Origin of the sequence: Halalkalicoccus subterraneus, assembly GCF_003697815.1 — an archaeon.
GTDB classification, from domain to species: domain Archaea; phylum Halobacteriota; class Halobacteria; order Halobacteriales; family Halalkalicoccaceae; genus Halalkalicoccus; species Halalkalicoccus subterraneus.
On sequence record NZ_RDQG01000025.1, the window covers coordinates 92,384 to 114,110 of the forward strand.

17 protein-coding genes are annotated in these 21,727 nt (G+C 64.6%); 5 read left to right on the forward strand and 12 right to left on the reverse strand.

Annotation, left to right across the window (positions count from 1 at the left end; translation table 11 throughout):
- The first annotated feature begins 2 nt into the window (after positions 1-2).
- Positions 3-1,148 carry an ABC transporter ATP-binding protein gene (locus tag EAO80_RS07545; RefSeq protein WP_122089306.1) on the forward strand — a complete coding sequence of 382 codons (1,146 nt, stop codon included), beginning with the start codon at positions 3-5 and terminating at the stop codon, positions 1,146-1,148.
- Here EAO80_RS07545 and EAO80_RS07550 read toward each other — a convergent pair.
- From EAO80_RS07550 to EAO80_RS07565, 4 genes are read right to left on the reverse strand one after another with little or no spacing between them, the layout of a single operon-like run.
- Positions 1,118-2,008, reverse strand: a complete 891-nt coding sequence (locus EAO80_RS07550; protein WP_122089307.1) for a glycosyltransferase — start codon at positions 2,006-2,008, stop codon at positions 1,118-1,120. The two genes, EAO80_RS07545 and EAO80_RS07550, sit on opposite strands and share 31 nt — an antisense overlap.
- Complete coding sequence (locus EAO80_RS07555) at positions 2,005-3,843, reverse strand: asparagine synthase-related protein (protein WP_122089308.1); 1,839 nt, start codon at positions 3,841-3,843, stop codon at positions 2,005-2,007. Before EAO80_RS07555 ends, EAO80_RS07550 begins: the two co-directional genes overlap by 4 nt.
- A gap of 2 nt (positions 3,844-3,845) precedes the next feature.
- The gene (locus EAO80_RS07560; protein WP_122089309.1) at positions 3,846-5,210 is read right to left on the reverse strand and encodes a lysine N(6)-hydroxylase/L-ornithine N(5)-oxygenase family protein; all 1,365 of its coding nucleotides are present in this window, start codon (positions 5,208-5,210) and stop codon (positions 3,846-3,848) included.
- Complete coding sequence (locus EAO80_RS07565; protein WP_122089310.1) at positions 5,207-5,794, reverse strand: GNAT family N-acetyltransferase; 588 nt, start codon at positions 5,792-5,794, stop codon at positions 5,207-5,209. Before EAO80_RS07565 ends, EAO80_RS07560 begins: the two co-directional genes overlap by 4 nt.
- A gap of 377 nt (positions 5,795-6,171) precedes the next feature.
- Here EAO80_RS07565 and EAO80_RS07570 point away from each other — a divergent pair, with 377 nt between their 5' ends.
- Entirely contained in the window at positions 6,172-7,974 is a 1,803-nt protein-coding gene (locus EAO80_RS07570) for an ABC transporter ATP-binding protein (RefSeq protein WP_122089311.1), read from the forward strand.
- A 45-nt stretch (positions 7,975-8,019) separates the two neighbouring features.
- Here EAO80_RS07570 and EAO80_RS19595 read toward each other — a convergent pair whose 3' ends face one another.
- Positions 8,020-9,252 carry a glycosyltransferase family 4 protein gene (locus EAO80_RS19595; protein WP_162993919.1) on the reverse strand — a complete coding sequence of 411 codons (1,233 nt, stop codon included), beginning with the start codon at positions 9,250-9,252 and terminating at the stop codon, positions 8,020-8,022.
- Between the two features lie 22 nt (positions 9,253-9,274).
- Positions 9,275-10,201 (reverse strand): alkaline phosphatase family protein, encoded by a 927-nt coding sequence (locus tag EAO80_RS07580; protein WP_122089312.1) that lies wholly within the window; start codon positions 10,199-10,201, stop codon positions 9,275-9,277.
- Between the two features lie 81 nt (positions 10,202-10,282).
- Between EAO80_RS07580 and EAO80_RS07585 the strand changes: the two genes are divergently transcribed.
- The gene (locus tag EAO80_RS07585) at positions 10,283-11,479 is read left to right on the forward strand and encodes a glycosyltransferase family 4 protein (RefSeq protein ID WP_122089313.1); all 1,197 of its coding nucleotides are present in this window, start codon (positions 10,283-10,285) and stop codon (positions 11,477-11,479) included.
- A gap of 132 nt (positions 11,480-11,611) precedes the next feature.
- On the opposite strand, the gene EAO80_RS07590 is transcribed toward EAO80_RS07585, so the two are convergent.
- The 3 genes from EAO80_RS07590 to EAO80_RS07600 all read right to left on the reverse strand — a co-directional run bounded on the left by EAO80_RS07590 (position 11,612) and on the right by EAO80_RS07600 (position 15,610).
- Positions 11,612-12,874 (reverse strand): hypothetical protein, encoded by a 1,263-nt coding sequence (locus tag EAO80_RS07590; RefSeq protein ID WP_122089314.1) that lies wholly within the window; start codon positions 12,872-12,874, stop codon positions 11,612-11,614.
- A gap of 43 nt (positions 12,875-12,917) precedes the next feature.
- Positions 12,918-14,036 carry a glycosyltransferase gene (locus EAO80_RS07595; RefSeq protein ID WP_122089315.1) on the reverse strand — a complete coding sequence of 373 codons (1,119 nt, stop codon included), beginning with the start codon at positions 14,034-14,036 and terminating at the stop codon, positions 12,918-12,920.
- Positions 14,037-14,329: 293 nt separating this feature from the next.
- Complete coding sequence (locus tag EAO80_RS07600; protein ID WP_122089316.1) at positions 14,330-15,610, reverse strand: beta propeller repeat protein; 1,281 nt, start codon at positions 15,608-15,610, stop codon at positions 14,330-14,332.
- A gap of 470 nt (positions 15,611-16,080) precedes the next feature.
- Here EAO80_RS07600 and EAO80_RS07605 point away from each other — a divergent pair, with 470 nt between their 5' ends.
- A complete protein-coding gene (locus EAO80_RS07605; RefSeq protein ID WP_122089317.1) occupies positions 16,081-17,457 on the forward strand; it encodes an E3 binding domain-containing protein in 1,377 nt (458 codons plus the stop codon).
- 104 nt (positions 17,458-17,561) lie between these two features.
- On the opposite strand, the gene EAO80_RS07610 is transcribed toward EAO80_RS07605, so the two are convergent.
- The 3 genes from EAO80_RS07610 to EAO80_RS07620 are packed head-to-tail and all read right to left on the reverse strand — an operon-like array spanning position 17,562 to position 20,607.
- Entirely contained in the window at positions 17,562-18,551 is a 990-nt protein-coding gene (locus EAO80_RS07610; RefSeq protein ID WP_122089318.1) for an NAD(+)/NADH kinase, read from the reverse strand.
- Positions 18,552-18,553: 2 nt separating this feature from the next.
- Positions 18,554-19,555: an alpha-ketoacid dehydrogenase subunit beta gene (locus tag EAO80_RS07615; RefSeq protein ID WP_122089319.1), complete on the reverse strand. Its 1,002-nt coding sequence runs from the start codon at positions 19,553-19,555 to the stop codon at positions 18,554-18,556.
- Positions 19,555-20,607 (reverse strand): thiamine pyrophosphate-dependent dehydrogenase E1 component subunit alpha, encoded by a 1,053-nt coding sequence (locus tag EAO80_RS07620; protein WP_122089320.1) that lies wholly within the window; start codon positions 20,605-20,607, stop codon positions 19,555-19,557. Before EAO80_RS07620 ends, EAO80_RS07615 begins: the two co-directional genes overlap by 1 nt.
- Positions 20,608-20,767: 160 nt before the next feature.
- On the opposite strand from EAO80_RS07620, the gene EAO80_RS07625 reads away from it, so the two are divergent.
- On the forward strand, positions 20,768-21,622 hold the full coding sequence (locus tag EAO80_RS07625) for an SDR family NAD(P)-dependent oxidoreductase (RefSeq protein WP_122089321.1): 855 nt from the start codon (positions 20,768-20,770) through the stop codon (positions 21,620-21,622).
- The last annotated feature ends 105 nt before the right edge of the window (positions 21,623-21,727 follow it).

Genomic DNA, 21,727 nt, shown 5'->3' on the forward strand with positions numbered 1-21,727 from the left:
CCATGACAAGTAACACCCACGACGAACGCGTCCTCGACCCGGCCGAACCGACCACCACGTCCGCCGAAACGAACCCCGGTCCGGAGGGGCGAACCGTTCTCGAACTGGACGGGGTCGTCCGCTCGTACGTCTCCGAGACCGCAGTCGAAGACCTCTCGCTGACGGTCGGCGACGGTGAGATCCTCACGCTTCTCGGCCCCTCGGGCTGTGGGAAGACGACGACTCTGCGGTTGGTCGGCGGTCTCGAACGGCCCGACGCCGGCAGCATCACACTGCGCGAAGAGGTCATCGCCGACCCCGAGGGCGACACCTTCGTTCCCGCTGAGGAGCGCGGTATCGGACTCGTGTTTCAGGACTTCGCCCTGTTTCCCCACATGACCGCCGCCGAGAACGTCGGGTTCGGACTGACCGATCGCAGCGAGGAGGCGAAACGGGAACGCATCGACGAGTTGCTCGCCCTCGTCGACCTGGCGGACCACGGTGAGGACTATCCCGGTGAGCTCTCGGGAGGCCAGAAGCAGCGCATCGCGCTCGCGCGCTCGCTCGCGCCCGAACCCGACGTCCTCCTCTTGGACGAGCCCCTCTCCAATCTCGACGTGAGCCTCCGGGTCTCGATGCGCGAGGAGATCCGGCGGATCATCGACGAAACGGGCGTCACGGCCATCTGGGTCACCCACGATCAGGAGGAAGCGCTGTCGGTCGCCGACCGCGTCGGCATCATGAACGACGGGCGACTCCAGCAGACCGGTCGCCCCGAGGAAGTCTTCGAGCGTCCAGCATCGCGGTTCGTCGCGTCGTTTCTCGGACGGGCCGGGTTCCTCTCGGGTAGGGTCGATGGAAGCGCTCTCGCGACCGATCTCGGCCGGATCGACCTCGACCGGATCACGGACATGGATCCGTCCCGGGAGACGGCCGTCGACGTCCTCGTTCGCCCCGATGACTTGCGGGCGACGCCGACTGAGGGGACTGCTCACGGACGGATCACTCGCCGGCAGTATCAGGGTCCGTCGTTCGTGTACCGGGTCGAGACGACCGGCGGCGATACGATCCACTGCCTTCACAACCATGTCGAGAGCTTCGAGGTCGGCCAACCGGTGTCCGTCGACCTCGTCGCCGGTCACGCACTGCCGTGGTATCCGACGGAGTGAGGCGAGTCCGCACGGCGCTGTCGTAAGTAGCCCGCGGTCCGAGCCCACTTCTGCAGACAGGCGAGGAGATACCACAGGAGGAGATCGGATCGCCGTTCGGGTCGCTCGACGAGCGATTCGCGGAACCGAAACGGGTCGACCGGGAGGTAGTTCCGTGGCTCGAACACCCCCCGAACCTCGAATCGATCGCCGTGATACCGTCGTATCTGCTCCCGGCCGCGGCCGATACGGACGTTCTGTGCGATGACGTCACGGAGCGTCGAGCGGGCCGGATGATGTAGCGTGATGGTCGGCTCGTAGTGCACCGCGAACCCCGCCTCGTGGGCTCGGCGACCGAACTCCAGGTCCCCGTTCGAGACGAGCCGAGCGTCGAACGGGCCGATCTCATCGAGGAGACGCCGGCGAACGACCAGACAGCACGTCGGGGCGAAGTGGTCTTCCGTGACGTATTTCTCGATCGGGAAACCGCTGGCTTGTCGATAGCGCGAGACGATCCCGCTACCGGCGACGAGGTCGACGTCACACCCCAGATACGCCCGGCCCGCCATCGCCCGCGTGATCGACGAGACGTAGTCGTCTTCGACCCACATATCCGCGTCGACGAAACCGATAACGTCACCGGTGGCGGCCTCGATACCGGCGTTGCGCGCGGCGTACGAACTCTGCACGTCGTCCTCGATGACGTGACGAACGCGGTCGGACTCAGCGAACGACCGGGCGACCGCAGTCGTCCGGTCGGTCGAGCCGTTGTCCGCGACGACGACTTCGTAGTCCGTCGCCCGCTGATCGAGGAGCGATTCGACGGTGGTCGAAAGCCCGTCGGGGTCGTTGTAAACCGGAACGACGACGCTCGTCTTCATCCCTGCTCCCGTCCGACGAGCCGTTTCGTGAGCGGCATCTCGAGGACGGTCACCAGCCGGTAGAGCTCCTCTGCGACGTTCATCTCACGGGATCGGTGGCTCCGGTACATCTCACGGGCCGCCTGCGGGTCGATACACGACAGGGAGTCGAGAGTGTCCTCGTTCGCGTCGAGCGCGTCGCCGACGAGGTCGTGCTGGCGGATCACCTCGTTTTTGTCCTGCCACGGACCCCCGGTTCGATAGGACCGCGGTCGGTCGAGCTTGTCAAACTGGTTCGACACCCGTGTCCCGACGACGTGTGCCGCTTTCGGATAGGAGAGAGGGAGTCGCGTCGAAGAGTGGGGTATGCGAGCCAGAGCCGGGCTGAGCGATCGGATGCCCGCGTACACCAGGTCGTGGCGGAGTCGGTATCGCAGCGGCATCGAGAGGTGGAGGTCGACCAGGCGCCGGTCGAGGAAGGGGTTGCGGGTCGGGGCGATTTGCAGCGCGCTGTAGAGGTCGAAGCCGATGCCGTTCGTGATGGGGAACAGCGAGGAGTTCATCGCCAGCTGGGTGATCGACTCGTAGGCGACGCCGTGGAAGTCGACGCGACCGTCCCGGGTGCGGAGGTTCGCCCGTAGCACGTCCCCGTATGGGGGCCCCGTCAGGTACGGGGGCTGTCGGGTCGGCCCGGCTTCGAGTTGTGCGGCGACGAACTCCTCACCGCTCGTCGGTCGGTCGACGAACGGCGGGTACAGCGTGACGCCGAAGGGCAAGTCGATCTCCTGTTGTGGGACGCTCCAGGCGCCGAAGAGGTCGTCGCTGTAGAGCCCGGTCAGGAGGGTATCGACCTCCCCAGCGATCCGCTCGGCGAATCCGAGCGCGTGACCGGTGTGAAACGGGCCGATGAACTCCATGATCGGCGCGGCGCGCTCGAGAAGTCTGGCGTGGTAGTCGGGTCCCCGATCGAGGCGGTCGAACGACGCTCCCGCGGTCGCCGCCGACCGTCGGGCGATCTTCGCCTCCCGGTTGGGCCCGTCACCCAGATGGAAGGTTGTGAGCGGAGCGTCCGCGGCGGCGAGGACCGCCCGGGAGTCGCTGCCACCGCTCAACAGCAGCCCGTGGTCGCCCTCGTCGGCGGTCCGATCCGCGACAGCGCGCTCGAAACGGTCGGCGAACTCCCGGACGAAGTAGTCGAACGGCTTGGAAACGGGCCGGTATCGTGGTTCCCAGTACTGGTGGTGGTCGATCGCTCCCGTCCCGAGGTCGTACGTCAGGACCGTCGCGGGGGGAAGCTGTTCGATCCCCGAAACCGGCGTTTTCGTGCCGAAGACGCGCCGAGCGTAGAGGTACTCCGAAAGGAACGCGTCGTCGAACCCGAACCCGACGTCCGGGGGCTCCGGCACCGTCTGGACGTTCGTCGAGAACGCGAATCGATCGTCGCCGACGGCGAAATACAGCGGCCTCGCGCCGAGGCGATCGATGAAAAACGTAGCCGTATCGGCCGTCGGGTCGTAGATACAGCCGACGAACTCGCCGTCGAGACGCGAGACGAAGTCGGTGCCGTGTTCCGCGTACTCCGCCGCGCACACGTCGGCGGTCCGGTTCGGGTCGACCGTCCGTCGACCCCGGCGGTCGTCCGTGACGCTGTAGACCTCGCCCCAGACCCAAAGGAGGCTCCCGCCGGCGGTCTCGACCGGCTGGTCTACCGTCGTTCCGGCGTGAAACGCCGCATGGACGGCGATATTCGCGTCACGATATGCCGTGTCGGTTTCGCCGCCCGCCACGGTCGGCGGGATCGTTTCGGGATCGTGTTCCGCCGCGTCCGTTCCGACGACCCCCGAGAGACCGACCATCGTTAGTTGGATCTCCCCGCTTCGGGCGGTGACTCGGTCAGTCGTCGGCCGCCGCGTTCGGCGATGAACTCGCTGACCGTGAAGCTCTGGAACGTCTCCGCGGGGCTCGTGTCGTACACGTCGGTGCCGGCGAGTCGATTGAGTATCACGGCGTTCCGGTGTGGTCCCAGACCCAGGTCCGGTGTGTTGACGCCGTGTGTGTGCATCTCCGCGTTCTGAACGAAGATACGGCCGTCCAAATCGGTCCGGAGCCGGTAGTCGCCGGTGACCGAGAGGCGACCCAACTCGTCGCGCCGGATGTCGTCCTCTAACGGCGCGAGAAACGGCGGATCGTCGCGACAATACCCGGTCGCCAGAACGACAATGTCGCTCGTATGGACGAATCGTTCCTCCTCTTCGTACTGCTCACAGAGCAACTGATAGGTGTCCGGTTCGGAGTCGACCCCGCCGATGGCCATCACCTCCGTCGCGGCCAGTAGCCCCACGTCGAGCTCCGTGGCTCCGATCGATTGCTCGTAGAGGAGGTCGTATATCTTCGCGCTGGTCCCCTTGTCGATGCCCTTGTAGACGAGGTCCTGCTCGCCGAGCAGTTCGTCTTTCGTGTCCTGTGGCAGGTCATAGAAGTAGTCGGTGTACTCGGGGGTGTATACCATGTGCCCGAGTTTGCCGTCGATCATCTGGTAGAACCCCGGCGAGCGGGTGATCCAGTCGAGGCTGTAGGCGTTGTCCGGTTGGCGTTCGAGGAGGTCGCGAAACACCTCGGCCGCGCTCTGACCGGAGCCGACGACGGTGACCGAACCGGCGTCCAGACAGCGCTCACGGTGGCTCAGATACGAAGCGGAGTGAAAGACGTCCCCCCCAAGAGAGTCCTCGAACTGTTCGGGGACGTGTGGGCTGGTCCCAATGCCGACGACCACGTTCTCCGCGGTGTAGGACTCCTGATTTCCTGTTCCCGGATGGACGGTCGTGACTTCGAAGACGCCCGCTCGCTCGGTGATGTCGGTGACGCGGCGGTCAAACTGAAGCGTTTCGAGCGAATCGGCCACCCATCGGCAGTACGCGTTGTACTCCCGGCGGGGAATGAAGAACTCCTCGTAGAAATAAAAGTCATAGAGACGGTTCACCTCGTGGAGGTAGTTGAGGTAACTGTACCGGTTCGTCGGATCGACCATCGTGACCAGATCCGCCAGGAACGGAACTTCGAGGGTCGTACCGGCTATCAGCGTGTCCTCGTGCCAGTTGAACTCCGGGTTCTGCTCGAGGAATCGAGCGTCGAGGTCGACCGGGGCTTCATCCAAGAGCGCCGCCAATCCGAGGTTGAATGGGCCGATCCCGACGCCCACGAGGTCGTATTCCGCGTCGGTCATCCGATCTCCCCCTCGAACCGCTCGCGCGTGCAGAACATCAACAGACCGGTCTTATCGGGCAACTCGACCTCCCCTTGGGGCTCGAAGCCGCATTTCTCGAAGACGTGAATCACCGTCTCGTTTCGGATGTCCGGCTCCGTGACGATGCGTTCGGTCTCGGGGTGCTGGAACTGGAAGGCGACCAGCGCTTTCACCAGCGGAGCCGCGTAGCCCTTGCCGAGATACTCCGTGGGACCGATGAGGAGATGGACACCCTGGTCCGCCGGATCAGCGTCGTAGTACTCGCCGATCCGATCCTCGGCGGCCCAGTAGGACTCCCAGTAGCTCATCGGCGTGTGGTCGAGATACCCGATGTAGAGCGTCTGGTGCGGGTCCGACGCACGTTTTCGGAGCGTTTCGTGAACCCGTGGCAGCGGGTCGTTCTGTTGCCAGTACGGAAGGACGTGATCGCTGTTCAACCAGGTGTGGAGGCGACCGAGATCCCGTTCGAGGTCGACCTCGCGGAAGCTGATGGCCTTGCCCAACTCCTCGTCGAAGGTGTGAAAACTGTACCCCGAACGAACCGTCTCACGGTGTCCGGTCATCGGTCCGTCGCCCGCTTTGCGTCCCCCGGGCTGGAGCCGTTCCCCCCGGCCCTCTCGTACGATCGCTCGGAACCACCGGTTGATATATTTGTGACACTTGATAGCATCGAAGGCTCTCCCTTGCCCTGTACTTTTTAGGTTGGCCTTAAAATACTTTCCTCTGGATACCGGGCCCAGCCGGGGCAACGTCGACCGGGACGAGCGCGTCGTCGATCGGAGCCATGGTCACCGTCACGGAGCACGCGGAGCGAGTACGGTGTTGGTTTTTCGGGCCGATCGTTGGAGTGGTTTAGCGATCCCGATTAAGACCTTTCGTAAATGAATGCGTTTATGCATGGCCCATAGTATCCTCCAAACGATTTAGGTTCCCCTAATCCATGTCAACCTCCGACTCACCGCCTGCTTCGAGACGGGAAAAGATCGACGCGATGACGAGCGTCCTCAGGTACAATCCACGGCTTACGGGCGGGATCATCGCGCTCGGCGTGCTCGCCGCGACGCTAGAGGGGGTCGGACTGAGCTTCATCCTTCCCATCATCGAGTTGGTCCAGTCCGAGGGCGGAACCGCCACGGACGGGATCGCGGGCGTCTTCGTTGCCGTGTACCGCACGGTGGGCGTGCCGTTGACCCTCGGAACGGCGGTGGCGGGCGTGGTACTCGTCATGAGCGTCAGATTCACCGCGAGTTTCTTCGTGGCGTGGTTCCGGGAGGCGTTACGCACCTACTACATCCGAGACCTCCAGACGGAGGCGTTCTCGAACGCCTTCGACGCGAAGATCTCGTACTTCGATGAGGAGGGCTCCGACGACGTGCTGAACGCGATCATCACACAGACGTTCTACGCCGGGCGGGTAATCGAGAGCTTGGTGCTCTTCTTCGAACAGTCGCTGCTCGCCGTCGCGTACGGAGCCATCGCGTTGGTCATCTCGCCGGTACTCACCGTCGTTACCGCCGTGGCACTCGGGGGCGCGACGTACCTCTCACGCAGCATGGTAGAGTCGGGCTACGACGTCGGGGAGTCTGTCGCGGACGCGAACGAACGGCGCCAAGAAGCGGCACAAGCGGGGACACAAGGGATGCGGGACATCCGTATCTTCGGCATCGGCGACGAACTCTACGCCGACTTCCGGCGGGCGGTCGAGCAGTACACGGACGCCCGGATCACGCTGCGTCGCAACGAGGCGTTGATATCCAACTTCTATCAGTTCGTCGTCGCCGTCTCGGTCTTCGGACTCATCTATCTCTCCCTGACCCTCGTCGAGTTGAGCCTGAGTTATCTCGGACTGTTCCTCTTCGCGATGTTCCGGCTCGGCCCGAAGGCCAGTCGCGCCAACGAGTTGGTGTACCAGATCGAGAACGACCTCCCGCATCTCGTCCGCACGCAGGCGTTCACCGCCGAGTTGGCTCGACACACCGAGCCCTCGATCAGCACTCACCCGGTCCCGAAGACGGTCGACTCGCTCACCGCCGACGGCGTCGAGTTTTCCTATGACGGGGAAACCCCGGTCCTGCGTGGGATCGACTTCGAGGCCCGGAAGGGCGAATCCATCGCGTTCATCGGCCAGTCGGGCGCGGGGAAGTCCACGATCGTGTCGTTGCTCTCACGGATGTACGAGCCGACCGGCGGAGAGATCCGGGCGAACGGGACCTCCATTCACGGGATGGACATCGACGAGTGGCGCGAACACATCGCGGTCGTCCGACAGGACCCCTACGTGTTCAACGACACGCTCCGGTACAACCTCACGATCGGTAACCGGAACGTCTCCCGGAAGGAACTCGACAGGATCTGTGCGGTCGCCCGTGTCGACGAGTTCCTCGACGACCTCCCGAACGGGTACGAAACGTACGTCGGTGACGAGGGCGTTCGCCTCTCTGGCGGCCAGAAACAGCGCGTCGCGCTCGCCAGAGCGTTGCTCGACGACGCCGACGTACTGATACTGGACGAGGCGACGAGCGATCTCGACTCCAATCTCGAACGCGAGGTCCAGCGAGCCATCGAGACGATGGACCACGACTACATCGTCGTCACGATCGCACACCGACTCTCGACGGTGAAGAACGCGGATCGGATCTACACGCTCGAGGAGGGTCGAATAGCGGAAGCGGGTGATCACAGCGAGTTGGTCGAGAACGACGGGACGTACGCCGACCTCTATGCGATCCAGACGGAGGGCTAATGGTCCGTCCGGCGAAGGGTCCAGAGCACGCCGGGGCGAGGACCGTCAGCGGCTGAGACACTGCTCGTAGAGGGCCTCGAACTGGGGGATGACGACGTCGGCTCGGTACTCCTTGATCCGCTCTCGCGCTCGAACGGACAGTTCGGGCAGGACCCCGTCTTGGACCGCGCCGGTGATGACGTCCACGAACCCTTCGACCGACCCGTCCGTGGTTCGTCCCCCGTCGCCGACGATCGTCGCCACGCTCCCGACGTCGCTTGCGACGACCGGCGTGCCGGTCGCGAGCGCCTCGAGAAACACCCGGCCGAACGGCTCGTCCCACTGGCCCGGATAGACGAAGAGGTCGTGGGAAGCGAAGACGGCCGGGAGATCCTCGTTGGGGAGCCACCCGGTGAACGAGACCGCGGACGCGACGCCCTCGTCCTCGGCCCGTCGTTTCAGCTCCGATCGCAGTCCCCCGTCCCCGACGACCGTCAGGCGGAAATCGACCGCCGAACGGCGACGGAGCGACGACAGAACCGGGAGCAGGCGCTCGACGCCCTTGTGTTCGTCGAGGGAGCCCACGTACAGCAGCTCGTACGGCTCCGTGAAGTCGCTCCCGTGGCGTCTGTCGAACCGTTCATCGGCGAGGTTCGGGATCACTGTGAGCCGTTCTCGGGGAAACCCGAACTCCGCGTACGTCTCCCGGAGGTGCGGTGAGAGCGCGTGGTAGCCGTCGATACGGTCGGCCACCGCCTCGCCTCGCCGTATCAGTTCCAGATACCCCATTCTGCTCGCCGCACGGTAGGACGCGCTGTACTCGTCGTGACCGCCGCTGGTGGCGATCGAACACGCGGTGCATTTGGCGAGCCCGTTTGCGGTACACGCGTTCCGGTCCAGATACCGGAGGTCGTTTTTCGGACAGATCGCGCCATAGGCGTTGAGCGTCACGACGGTCGCCACGCCCGTGTCGGCTACGGCTCTCCCCAGCGCCGGCATGGCGTTCATGACGTAGCTGTGGACGACGTCGTAGTCACCGAGCTCCCCGGCCCGTTCGCACAGCGCGTCGTTCAACTGAAACCCGGTGTGGTAGGGGTACCCCGACGGGTCGAGCGGGCGAACGGAAACCCCGTCACCGACATCGGCGTCGGCACCCTCGGGCGGTCGCTCGCGACAGTAGACGGTGACCTCGTGGCCCCGCTCGGCCAGTTCGAAGACGATGCGCGAGGCACTGTGAGTCGCACCCGTCCCCTCGCTTTGGGGGTAGCTCGGGTGAACGAAGGCGATCGTCAGTGACATCTCCCCTGAGCCAGTGTGCCGGTCATTCCGCGTATCCGAGGTTTCGTAGGCGATCGGTCACGACGTTCTCCTCGACGGTTCCCGCCCGCTCCTCGACGGTGCCTCGGGTTATCCGCCGCCGTGGTCCGGACTCCGAAACGAGCCACGGAACGTCGACGAGCTCGTCCGTGTAGATCCCCCGGGGGTGGCCCCACTCGCGAAACGGGACGGGAAACGCCCGTTCGCCGATCATGTTCCCGTGATCGGCTGTCACGACGGTCTTTCCGTCGAGTTCGGTCAGGAGCTCCTCGACCGACGGGAGCACGCGTTCGAGGTTTTCGTCGTAGAGGCGCCATATTTCGCTCCGGTCGAGGTCGAGCGTCCCCTGCAGGAGACGGTTCCAGACGTTTTCGGCCTCGACGCCGGTCCCGTCGAGATGGCCCTTATCGAACCCGGCGTCCGACCCCAAGAAGGGGTAGTGTGGCTGCATGTAGTGCACGACGAGTCGTTTGTTGGGGTGTCGCTCCACCGCTTGCCGGGCGTACGCCGTGAGGGTCCCGGGGAGAACGGTTCCATGGTCCTCGTCCCAGCCGTCCTCGCGCCAGACGTCGACGACTTCGTGGAACGCGGGCCGTATCGACGCCCGATGCTGGTAGAGTTGGGGGTTGGCCGTCACGTACACGGTGTCGCTGAGATCACGGCCGGCGACGTTCGCCTGAAGGAACTCCACGGTCGTCGATCCCCGCGAGCGGCGGCGTTCGAGCCGTCCCGGGAGGTCCGCACAGCGCTCGAACATATCGTAGCGACAGGCATCGAGGAGGATCAGCGTGTCCCAGTCCGCCGCGAAGACGTCGATGCCGTCGGGATTGTACTCCCGAGTCCCGAGGCGACGGTAGAACAGCCGGTTGATGCCGCGCAGGAACAACACCGGGTTGTGCAGCGCGCGGCGCAACCGTGAGCGCGTCTCCATTCGGTTCGGGATCGACCGAGCACCGAGTTTAGCCTTTCGTTGAAGGGGAAGATACTAACTCGTGCCCACGATCGGGGTCGTATGCACGTGTTGCTGGCGACGAACAACCTCTTTCCCGACCCCGAGGCGACGGGTTCGGGCCGGTACAACTACGAGGTCGGGCGTCGGCTCGCAGATCGGGGCCACCGCGTCTCCGTCCTCACGAGGCGACGGGGCGAGACGCCGACACGGGAGACCGTCGCCGGAATGGACGTGCGCCGATACCGGGCGTCGATCCCCCGTCTTCCCCTGACGCTGCGCGAGATCGCCCAGCACGTCGCGGCCGTCGAGGCGGCGAAACCGGTAGACCTCCTGAGTGGTCACGGGGCGTTGAGTTCGTTCGGCGTCGACCGAGCGATCGACGCTACGGTTCCCAGAACGTACACGCTACACGGGCTGTGGGCCGTCGAATACGACCAGCGGGCGTCGTCAACCCCGGCGTCGGCACCGTGGCACTGGCTCAACCGACGTATGCGACACCGGATCGAGGCACGAAACATCGCCCACAGCGGGGTCGTCGTCGTGCTCAGCGAGTTCATGGACGAGCGTCTCGAACGGTTCCATCCCGAGGCCCCGCCGAGCACGATCATTCCCGGTGGGGCCGATACGACACGCTTCCGGCCCGGAGCAGCCACGGAAACGAACGCCTTCTCCACGACGGGGCCGAACTTCCTCACCGTCCGCCGGCTGACGCCGCGAATGGGGCTTGAGACGCTGCTCGATGCCTTCGGATCGGTCGTCGAGACGACGCCGGACGCGCACCTCTATATCGGCGGGAGCGGTCCGCTCCGCGAGGATCTGGAGTCGCGTTCGGAGCACCTCGGGATCGATTCGGCCGTGACGTTCCTCGGCTACGTACCCGAGGACGAGCTCGCAGCGACGTACGCCGGGGCCGACGTGTTCGTCCTGCCGACCCTAGAACTGGAGGGGTTCGGGCTCGTCACGCCGGAGGCGCTGGCGGCAGGTACGCCGGTCATCGGCACGAACGCCGGCGCGACGCCGGAGATCCTCGGCGATCTCGAGCGAGATCCGAACATCCCGGAGCCCCTACTGGTCGCCCCCGGGGACACCGAGGAGCTGGCAGCACGGATGACCGCCTGGCAGGCGCTGTCGCCGGCCGAGCGGGCGGCGGCGGGCGAGGCGTCTCGAGCCTACGTCACTAACGCGGGCTACACCTGGGAGGCAGTCACCGACCGCGTCGAGGCGCTCTTCGAGCAGCAGGTCCAACGCACAACGTAAACAGTTATTCGCACTGCGATCCCTCCCCCGCGTGTGCACATCGTAACGGCGATCCGCGACTCGCGCGTCTATCGTTGGGCCGTCGACAGCGTCGTCGTCTCGGTGCTAAGCGACGAGCGCGTGCTGAAAGGGCTAGTCGGGGTGGTCGTAGTGGCGAGCGTCGTGTCGGTGCTCGTCTCGAGCCTGGGGGTTGGCATCAAATTCCTCGGCGTTCTCCTCCTGTTTACCGTGCTGCGGTCGGCGACGGAACGCTGATTCGATTCGACGGCTGATGGACCGGTACCACGTCTCGAGTACGGGCGCACTGAAGATGCAGAGGAGGAAGACGAAGATGCTCCGGTGACGGATCGTCGTGCCGAAATTGGCGTCGACGAGCCCGTAGCCGACGATACCGGCGACGTAGAACGTCGCGAGCATCACCAGCACCACGTATCGCGTCTCGGTCCGCCGGATCGAGACGAAGGCGGTCGCCGTGACGACGACGAGGGCCGGCAACGAGAGCACCGCCAGCATATCGAAGGTCGAGCTGACGTGGAAGGGAAACGGCGCGAACTGGAAGTACACTGCCCGAATGGGGGCCGCCAATACGACGTCGAGCCACGATCCGTACTCCATCCCCTCGAGGTAGGCGGCGCCACCCACCGCACGGTACTGCAGGCGGCGATCGAGGGAGTCGACCGGGAACACGGTCGCGAATAGGGCCAGTCCAACGATCCCGGCCGGAGCCGCCGCCAAGAGCAGCGATCGTGGGGTGACCTCGCGGCGGGTGAACACCTCGATGCAGACGACACCGATACCGACGAGCGCCGCTAACACCGCGAGGAGGGCCAGTTCCTCCCGGAGGAGCAACACCGCCCCCCAGAGGGGCACGGCGGACAGGCCCGTCCAGTAGTCCCACTCGTCGAGTGCGCGAACCACGATCGCGAGCAGCCACATCGCGAGCAACGTCGATAGCGCGTCTCGCATCGGGAGGGAGGCGAACAGGAAGGGAAGCGGGAAGAACAGCAACACGACGAAAAGCCCGTTCGTCGGATCCGTCTCGGGATAGAGCCGCCGAGCGATATCGGCCGCCGGAAGCGGGATCAACACGGCGAGAAGGCCGTTGACGATCGAGAGCGTCGTCGTATCGGCGCCGAAGACGGCATACACGAGCGCCTGGAACGTGGCGAAGGCATCGACCGCCGAGAAGGGACCGGTCGGGTTCCCGGCCAGAATGCGGAGGGCGTTCTCGTGAAACAGCGCGATGTCCCACTCGTAGGGAAGCACCGGAAGGACGACGACCGAAAAGAGCAGGTGTCCGGCGAGGGCGAGAGCGCCGGCGTACCGGTAGACGGCCGGGTACGGTCGGCTGAGAAGCGTGAAGAGGAGAACGACTGCGATGATCGCGAGGAGCATTCCTCGATCCGAGGTTGCGGGGGGTGAGTCATATACCTACGGATCACGGACCGCCGTCGAGGACCTCACGGTACACCCGTTCGGTCTCGCGAAGCATCCGGTCGCTGCTGAACTCACGGCGGACCCGCCGCTGTGCGTTCACGGAGTAGCGCTCATAGCGCTCGCGGTCCTCGAGTAGCGTCTCGATGGCGTCGGCGAGTGCCTGAGGATCACCGGGAGCCACCGTCAGACCCGTTTTCCCGTCGACGCTGACGTAGGGGACGCCCGTTGGAAGCGCCGTGTTGACCACGGGAAGCCCCTGGCTCATCGCCTCGAGTTGCACGATTCCGAACGACTCGTTGGCCTCCACCGATGGAAGGACGAACACGTCCGACTCGCCGTAGAGGTGGGCCAATCGGTCGTCGGAGACGAACCCCTCGAACGTCACCGTGTCGGCGACGTCTTGGGCCGCAGCCTGTCGTTCGAGACGCTCGCGTTCGGGGCCCGTTCCGACGACTGTGAGCGTTCCGTCAACCCCGCGCATCGCCGAGACGAGGTGGGTGACACCCTTGAACGGGACGAGGCGCCCGACGAACAGCACCCGCCGTCCGGACGGTCGGCGAGGACTGATCGGCGTGTCGTCGGTGTCGACGCCGAGCGGGATCACCGTCGTCTTGTCGGCGAACGGCGCGATGCGAGAGCATTGATCGCGCATGTTCGGTGACGTGACCAGCACTCGACGAGCACTCCGGAGGAATCGATCGAGGACCGGCTCGTAGGGATAGACGACCGGGCCCTTGCCGATGACGTCGTCGTGAAACGTCGCCACGACCGGCGTGTCGGTACGGGCGAGCAGATGGCTCACCGGTCCGACCGGGAACGGGAGGTGGTAGTGGACGAGGTCCGCCCACCGGAGTTGCTCGCGCAGGCGGAGCGGGAACGTCGGAACCAGCGGCGTCGATTTGATGTTCCCGAGGTTTCCGGCGCGAACGACGGTCACGCCGTCCACTTCGTCGACGCGTCCCCGACCGCGTTGAACCGCCGTCAACACGCGGAACGAAACGTCGTCGATGCCGGTGACCAAACGGTTGACTACGTTCTCGACGCCGCCGGTAAACGGGTGATAATGTTTGCAAACGTGGAGCACACGTATCCGCTCGTCCGATTCGGAGGCGCTCCTCATTCGCTCCTGACAGGGGTTCCCAGGAGAACCGGGTGGTCTCGCCGCGTATTTCGATCCCGACGCATCGTGTTCATCGGACACGACATCCCCTATAAATCGTTCGGTGGAGGACAGCTTTCAAACGAAGGCACCGTTGCTCTCCTAGCTGAGCCGCCGCTATTCATCGTCAGCATCGTCAACGGTACCGACAGGACTCGTATTTTGCCCGTCTCCAAATCGATCCCGGTAGCAAGGAAGTTCCATTCCATCCTCTCAATTCTTGGCCGTCGTCCGCGGGGAAAATCCCGATCGTGTCAGTCCCAGAACTGGGGAACCGTCCCCTCGATCTGATAGCCCTCGCCCTGGTTGCTGTCCGAGAGGAGCATTCGACACTCACCATCCATCGACAGCGGGCCCATAACATTTGTCAGCAGGATCTCGCGGGTTTCGGTGCGGTGGAGTTCGTACCACTCGTCGCCGTCGACGCTCGCGAGGAGGACCGAATCCTCCGCGGTGTCGTTCATCGGCGAATATCCGAAGGGCATGAGACAGAGTTCGCGCCCCTCCTCGAGGTTCTCTCGGATGTGCCAGCGTCGCCGAGCGTACATCCCCATCGTGTCGTCGTCGGGATCGGTCTTGATCTGGACGTGCACCCGTTCGAAGTCGCTCGCCTGTTCGGGGACGTCGTCGGGACCGTCGCGCTCCCACCGAAGGATCCCTTCGGGCGACCCGTCCGACCCGAGCGTCACGCAGTCCTTGAAGGCGGCGACCTGCGTGACCATCGTGATCGCGCCCCGTTCGTCGACCGTCTCCCACGATTCGCCCACGTCGTCGCTCCAGAAGAGTTGCGAGTTGCCGTGATCTCCCATCGCGACCCAGATCCGCTCGGCGTAGGGGTCCCATTCGACGTCGTGAATGTGGTTGTTCGCCGCCTCGGTGCTGTTGACCTCGGGCTCGAGGATCTTCTTGAATGACTTCCCGCCGTCAGTCGAGAGAATGACCTCGTTGCCGTGCAATCCTTCCTCGTAGTCCGAGAGTTCGTAGCACGCCAGAAGTACGATGTCCTCGTACGTAACGTGGTTGAGGCTGTTCGAGACGCGCCCGTAGTCGAACTGGTAGAGGAGTTCGTGATCGGTGTGATCATCGGTGAGCCGATAGACGCGCCCACCGTCATCGTACTCCTGGCCGCCAACGGCGACGATGATCTCCCCGCTGTCGGGCACGACGACGTTTTCGACGCGACCGTCCTCGTCCTCGAACGTGTACAGTTCCTCAGTTGTTTTCCACCAGTCGTCGCTCACAACCACGCTGAGATCGTCACGACCGTAGACGCGCTCGTTGTGGTCGATCCACACCGGCTGTCCGTTCTCGCGTTCGTCGCGAACGTCGAGATCGTAGTGATAGAAGGGTTCGCCGTCGCCACCTTCGGGCTCGGGTTCGGGGTCGCTATCGCTGTTGTCGTCGTCCTCTTCTCCGGCGGACTCATCGGTATCGTTCTCCTCCGACGGTTCGGTTTCCTGCCTCCCGAGACACCCCGCGAGTGCGGCACTGGTCGTACCCAGCGCCGAGAGTTCGATAAATCGTCGACGGTTCATATCTCGATACACCGTCTCGAAGCAGATAGTTAAAAATCTGATAAGTAAATGGATATGATATGAAATGGAACCGGGGAACACGGATGTCAGCAGGAATTGATCGCGGGCGGTAGTGGAGAAGAAAGGCGGAATATCACCGTCGAGAAATCCCTCTCAGCCCGCGATCGGTCGGGAGGACGTTCGTTTTAGGAATTTAGTAACAGTTGCCGTCCGATCCAGAGAGAGGACGTCTATACGGTCGTATAAGTAGATATTAGACCGGTATTTCGACCGCAGTAGAGAGAGTGACTCGGGAGGGGTCTCTGTTAGTTTAGACAGTGATTTCACTGAAATGTGGATGGATCGTTCGCCGTGCGGGCGATCGATTCAGTCCGATACTGAACCCTTGGGGCCACCTCTCCTCGATCAGCAGTCCAGTAGTACTCGGGAGGGGAAAGAGGTTTTATCGGCGGACTTCGTTGCGTGTTATCATGGGTTATGTTGTCAAGATGCCGAAATTGGGACTCGAGATGGAACGAGGGACGATGCTCGAGTGGTATATCGACGAGGGAGAGTCGGTTACGGAGGACGAGGTGATCGCCGAAATCGAATCGGAAAAGAGCATCGGCGAGATCGAGGCCCGTGAGGACGGCGTCCTCCGAGTCAGAGCGCTCGAGGAGGGCGACTCGATTCCGCCGGGAACGCCGATCGGGATCGTCGCCGGCGCCGACGAGGACATCACTGAGTTGGAGGCCGAGTTCGATACCGACGAGGAGGGAACCGACACGACCGAGGTGGATAAGTCGGCATCGACCGCTACGGCGTCATCGAATACCGATACGGGAGAGGCTGCGAGCGCAACACCACGCACGGAGACGGACGAAAGTGCGGACGTGAAGGCCTCCCCACGGGCGGAACGTCGAGCAAAGGAGCTCGGTGTCAAGCTCGCCGACATCGGGGGGAGCGGCCCACAGGGTGCGATCATCGAAGCCGACGTCGAAGCGGCGGCTACCGAGGACACGGGAGCGAGCGCAGCGGCGACTGCCGAACAAGTCAGGGCCTCTCCACGGGCGAAACATCGCGCCGAGGAGCTCGGGGTCGATCTCACGACGGTCGATGGGTCGGGTCCACAGGGAGCGATCACCGAGGACGACATCGAAACGGCGGCCGACGGGACCGAGACGCCGACGGCAGCTATCGATGCTGCGGGCGCCAAAGACGAACACGCAGTCGCCCCGTCGGGTCGATACCGAACCGCGACGCTCGTTATCGAGGGCGAGGCGGCCGATACGGTTATCGAAGCGGTCGATCTCGCGGGGCAGGCGTTCGACGTCGAGCCCTCGCTGGTGGACGTGTTGACGGTGGCGGTCTCGGCGACGGTACGTGATCGGCCCGAATTCAACGCGACGGTCGAGGACGAAACCCACCAGCTTCGCACCCAACAAGACATCGCCATCGGGACGACATCCGACGGCGACCTGCTCACGCCCGTCATCGAGAACGCCGGCGAACTGTCGTTCGCAGAGCTCGTCGAGGCTCGTCACGAGACGGTCGATACGGCGATCGCGAGCGGCGTGGCCGACGGCCGCGCCACGTTCGCACTCGGGCTCGAGGAAGAGATCGACGCTCCAGTCGAGTCACTGCTCACGGCGCCGACGGTCGCCGGTCTACTCGTGAACAGCTCGCGCCGACGGGCCATCCCGGCCGAAAACGGCGTTTCACTCGAACGATGTCTCTCGCTGTCGCTCGCGTACGATACGCGTGTGCTCGGTGATCGAGACGCCGAGATGTTCTTAGAGACGCTTCTCGAACACATCGACAACACACCCGAACTCGTGTTGCGAACCTACAGCGAACGGGTTCGATAAGATCGGATAGTTCCCACAGACCGCTCGGCTAGAGGGGGGAGAAACGCGAGTGATCGTCGTCTCGACGGGCGCTTTCTGAACTGACGGACGGATTCAGGATGTCCTCATCGATGGGCGAACAAGCCGGACTGGGCGGTTTCTTCGAAGAACGCCTCGAAGGAGACGAGCCGCGGGCCCGAATCGAGCGCTCGAAACGCGACGACCTCATCGACGACTTCGAGCTCGCGCTCGCCGTCGGCCCCGAGCACGCCCTCGGTGACGTCGACCGTCATCGACTCGTCCGGTGAGAGTCGTCGGCGTTCCTCGACGCCGAGGTCGGCCACCATACCGGGAGCGACAACCGCAGTCGCCGTTTGTGGGGCCGTCTCGGCGTCGGCGAGCCGAAGTCCGACCGCGTCCGGATCGTCGGGTGCAAGCGAGCCGAACGCGCCCGCAACGCTACTGAGGCCGATATCGGCCGGGTTCGCCCGCGAGACGATCCCGCCGGCCAGATCGGCTGGGTCGATCATCGCACGGGTCCCGATAAACGTCCGGTCCGAGAGTTCGACCGAGGCAAGCCCGGTGACGCGCTCGTCCGATGTAGTCCGGGCTTCGACCATGCCGTGGTGAGTCGTGACCGCCTCGGCGTCGACTCCGCCGGTCGCAATGAGTGCGGCGGCCGCCCCGGCGAGCGTGCCGTCGATGGCGGTCGGGACGACGTTGTTCGTCCCCGTCGAGACCGAAAGCAGCGGGACGTCACCGCACTCGAGGGCGGTGTCGCGGCTCGTCCCGTCGCCGCCGAGGACGACGATCGCGTCGGTCTCCGCACGAAACCGCGCCGCGGCCCGGCGGGTGTCGGCGGCGGTCCCCTCGATGGGGAGATCGAGCAACGCAGTCTCGACGTCGGGGCTTTCCTCGGCGGCGCTCGCGGCGATCCCGGCAGTGTCGGGCATCAAAAGCGCTTCGGGAGGGTTCGAAACGGCCTGCAGCCCTTCGAGAACGCATTCGGCGACCCGGCGCTTCGCGTAGTTGTCGACAACCGTCGCACCGCCGGTCAGTCGCCGAATATCCCGTCCAGCCGAGGGGTTGACGATCAGTCCGATACGATCGCCCACCGCTAGACGATCCGCTCGATGGCATCCCTGACCTCTTCGCCTCCGGGGAGGACCTCCCCTTCGAGCGGCGGGCTAAACGGCATGTGCGTATCGGGCACGCCTACCCGCTGGATCGGCGCATCGAGACTGTAGAAGGCGTTTTCGACGGCTCGAGCCACCACCTCGGCGTGCGTACCGTACGAAAGGGGACTCTCGTCGGCGACGACTAATCGTCCAGTCTTGTTCAGGCTCTCGACGATGGTGTCGGTATCGAGGGGATAGAGCGATCGCAGGTCGATCACCTCGACGTCGGTGTCGCCCTCCAGATCATCGGCCACCGAGAGCGACTCGCCGACGAGCCGTTGAGTCGCGACGACGGTCACGTCCGAGCCCTCACGTTCGACGTTCGCCTCTCCCAAGGGGATGGTGAACTCCTCGTCGGTGGGCACCTCGCCCGACTGCTCGTAGATCATCTTGTTCTCGAAGAAGAAAACGGGGTCATCGGAACGGATCGCCGACTTCAGCAGGCCCTTCGCGGCCGCGGGCGTGCCCGGTGCGACGGCCATCAGGCCGGGGAAGTGGGCGATCCAGGCGTGGACGGTCCCCGAGTGCTGGCTCGCCGCGCCCATGCCCCCGCCCTCGGTGGTGCGGACGGTGACGGGCATCTCGGTCTTCCCGCCGAACATGTAGCGCATCTTCGCCATCTGGTTCATCGTCTGCTCCATCGCGACCCCGATGAAATCGGAGAACATGAGCTCGACGACCGGGCGCGAACCGGTCGCGGCCGCGCCGGTTGCCGCACCCATGAACCCCGATTCGCCGATGGGAGTATCCCGCACGCGGTCCTTTCCGAACTGCTCGTGGAGGTCGCCGGTCACGTCGAGCACTCCGCCCATCGTCGCGATGTCCTCGCCCATGAGGAAGACGTCCTCGTCGCGGTCGAGTTCTTCACGGAGCGTCTCGCGGATCGCCTCCCGGACCGTCATCGTCTCGGTCTGCTCGGCCTCGAGTCCCGCGCTCGCCATCAGCGCTCACCTCCGTTGTCGTGATCGGGCCCACCGTCGGCACGCACCTGCTGAGCGAAGCGCGTAAGCTCTGGCACGTCGGCGCCGAACATATCGTCGTAGGCTTCCTGTGGGGTCGGTTCCTCGGCATCCAAGGCGTATTCGAGGGCCTCCTCGATGGTCGATTTCGCCTCTTTGGTCAGCTCCTCGAAACCGTCATCGGTGAGTTCACCTCGGTCCATCAGGCGCTCGGCGAAGGAATCGATCGGATCGCGGGCTTCCCAGCGTTCGACCTCGTCGTCCTCCCGGTAGAGCTCCTCGTCGCCCTCGAAATGGCCGTGGAACCGGTAGGTCTCGGCCTCGATGAACGTCGGTCCCTTCCCGTCGCGAGCGCGTTTTCGCGCCTCGCTTACGGCCTCGTTGACCGCGGTGACGTCCATCCCGTCGACGGTGATGCCAGGGATGTTGTAGGCACCGGCGGTCGCACTCAGGTTCTCGACGTTGTGCTGTTCGTCGGCCGGCGTTCCCTCGCCGTAGCCGTTGTTCTCGACCAAGAAGATCACGGGTAAGTCCCACGTCGCCGCGAGATTCACCGCCGAATGGACCTGTCCCTGGGCGACGGCCCCATCGCCGAGGAAGGAGAGCGCGACTCGATCCTCGTCCTTCCGGTCGATCGTCAGCGCCGCACCGGTTCCGAGCGGCGGGCCGGCACCGACGATCCCGTTGGCACCGAGCATCCCGGCGTCGACGTCGGCGATGTGCATCGAGCCTCCCTTGCCATTGCAGTAGCCGTCGCGCTTGCCGTAGAGTTCGGCCATCATCGGTTTCGGGTCGAGCCCCTTTGCGATACAGTGGCCGTGGCCCCGATGCGTGCTCGTAATGTAGTCGTCCTCCTCCAAGGCGGCACACGCGCCTACGCCCACCGCCTCCTCGCCGATATACAGGTGAACGAACCCTGGTATCTCGCCGTCGGCGAAGCGCTCCCCCGCCGTCTCGTCGAACCAACGGATCGTGAGCATTCGTCGTAGCGCCTCCTTACGCCCCGCTTCCGTCTCCAGATCTATGCTTGGCATCGCGAAGCAAAACGTAACGATCAATATTAACTGTTGGGTGTTATCTATTGTCGTGGATGGTGCGGAGTACTCGCGCGTAGGAACCGCGGAACGGGGTCGTAAACCAGCGGTACCCGCCGCGGTCTCGCCCCTTTTCCGACGGACGCCGTTACAGCCGACGATGCCAGTCAGAGACGAGCCGCCCACGACGGAGTCGGTTCGCGAACGGACGAGCCTCGCGGGCGCCACGGCGGTAGTGACCGGCGCCTCCAGCGGGATCGGACGCGCCATCGCCGAGACGTTCGTCGCCGACGGGGCCGACGTCGTGATCTGTTCACGGACACAGTCCGACGTCGACGCGGTCGCCGAAGAACTGAACGGGACCGGGCTGCCGGGCGAGGTCCTGCCCGTCGAGTGCGACGTCACCGATCGCGAGTCGGTCGAGGTGCTCGCACAAGCGACGATCGAGGAATTTGGGGATGGCGATGATCAGAGCCCGTCTGCTCGGGGGACGTCGTCCTCCGGCGTCGACGTTCTCGTGAACAACGCCGGGGGCACCGGTGCCGGCGGCCCCCTCCACGAGGTCGAGCCGGAGGACTGGGATGACGTCCTCGAAGTGAACCTCACGGGCACGTTCAACGTCACCCGGGCGTTCGCCGACGCACTCCGGAACGGCGGCGGTTCGGTCGTCAACACCGCGAGCATGGCTGGGCGCTACGGCGTCGCCGGCATGGGACCGTACAGCGCCGCGAAGGCCGGCGTCTCGATGCTTACCCGGACGCTCGCCAGCGAGTGGGCCGACAGCGACGTTCGGGTCAACGCCGTCGAGCCGGGATTCATCGCCTCGCCGCCCGTCGTCGAGAGTTTCGATCTCGACGAGATTCCCGACCGCGAGTCGGTCGAACGGCAGGTCGGAACGCCCCACGAAGTGGCCGATACCGTTCGATTCCTCGCGAGCGACGCCGCCTCGTTCGTCAGCGGCCAGACGATCGCGCCGAACGGACCACCCCACACGTTCTCGCCGCCTGAGGCGTAACCGTCGCCCCGAAGCCGGCCACGGATCACAGGGCAATCCTCCACGCGATACGTCGTCGGTCAGACGCGAGTTCCGCAGTCATAAATGGCCGTGCTCCGGAACCGA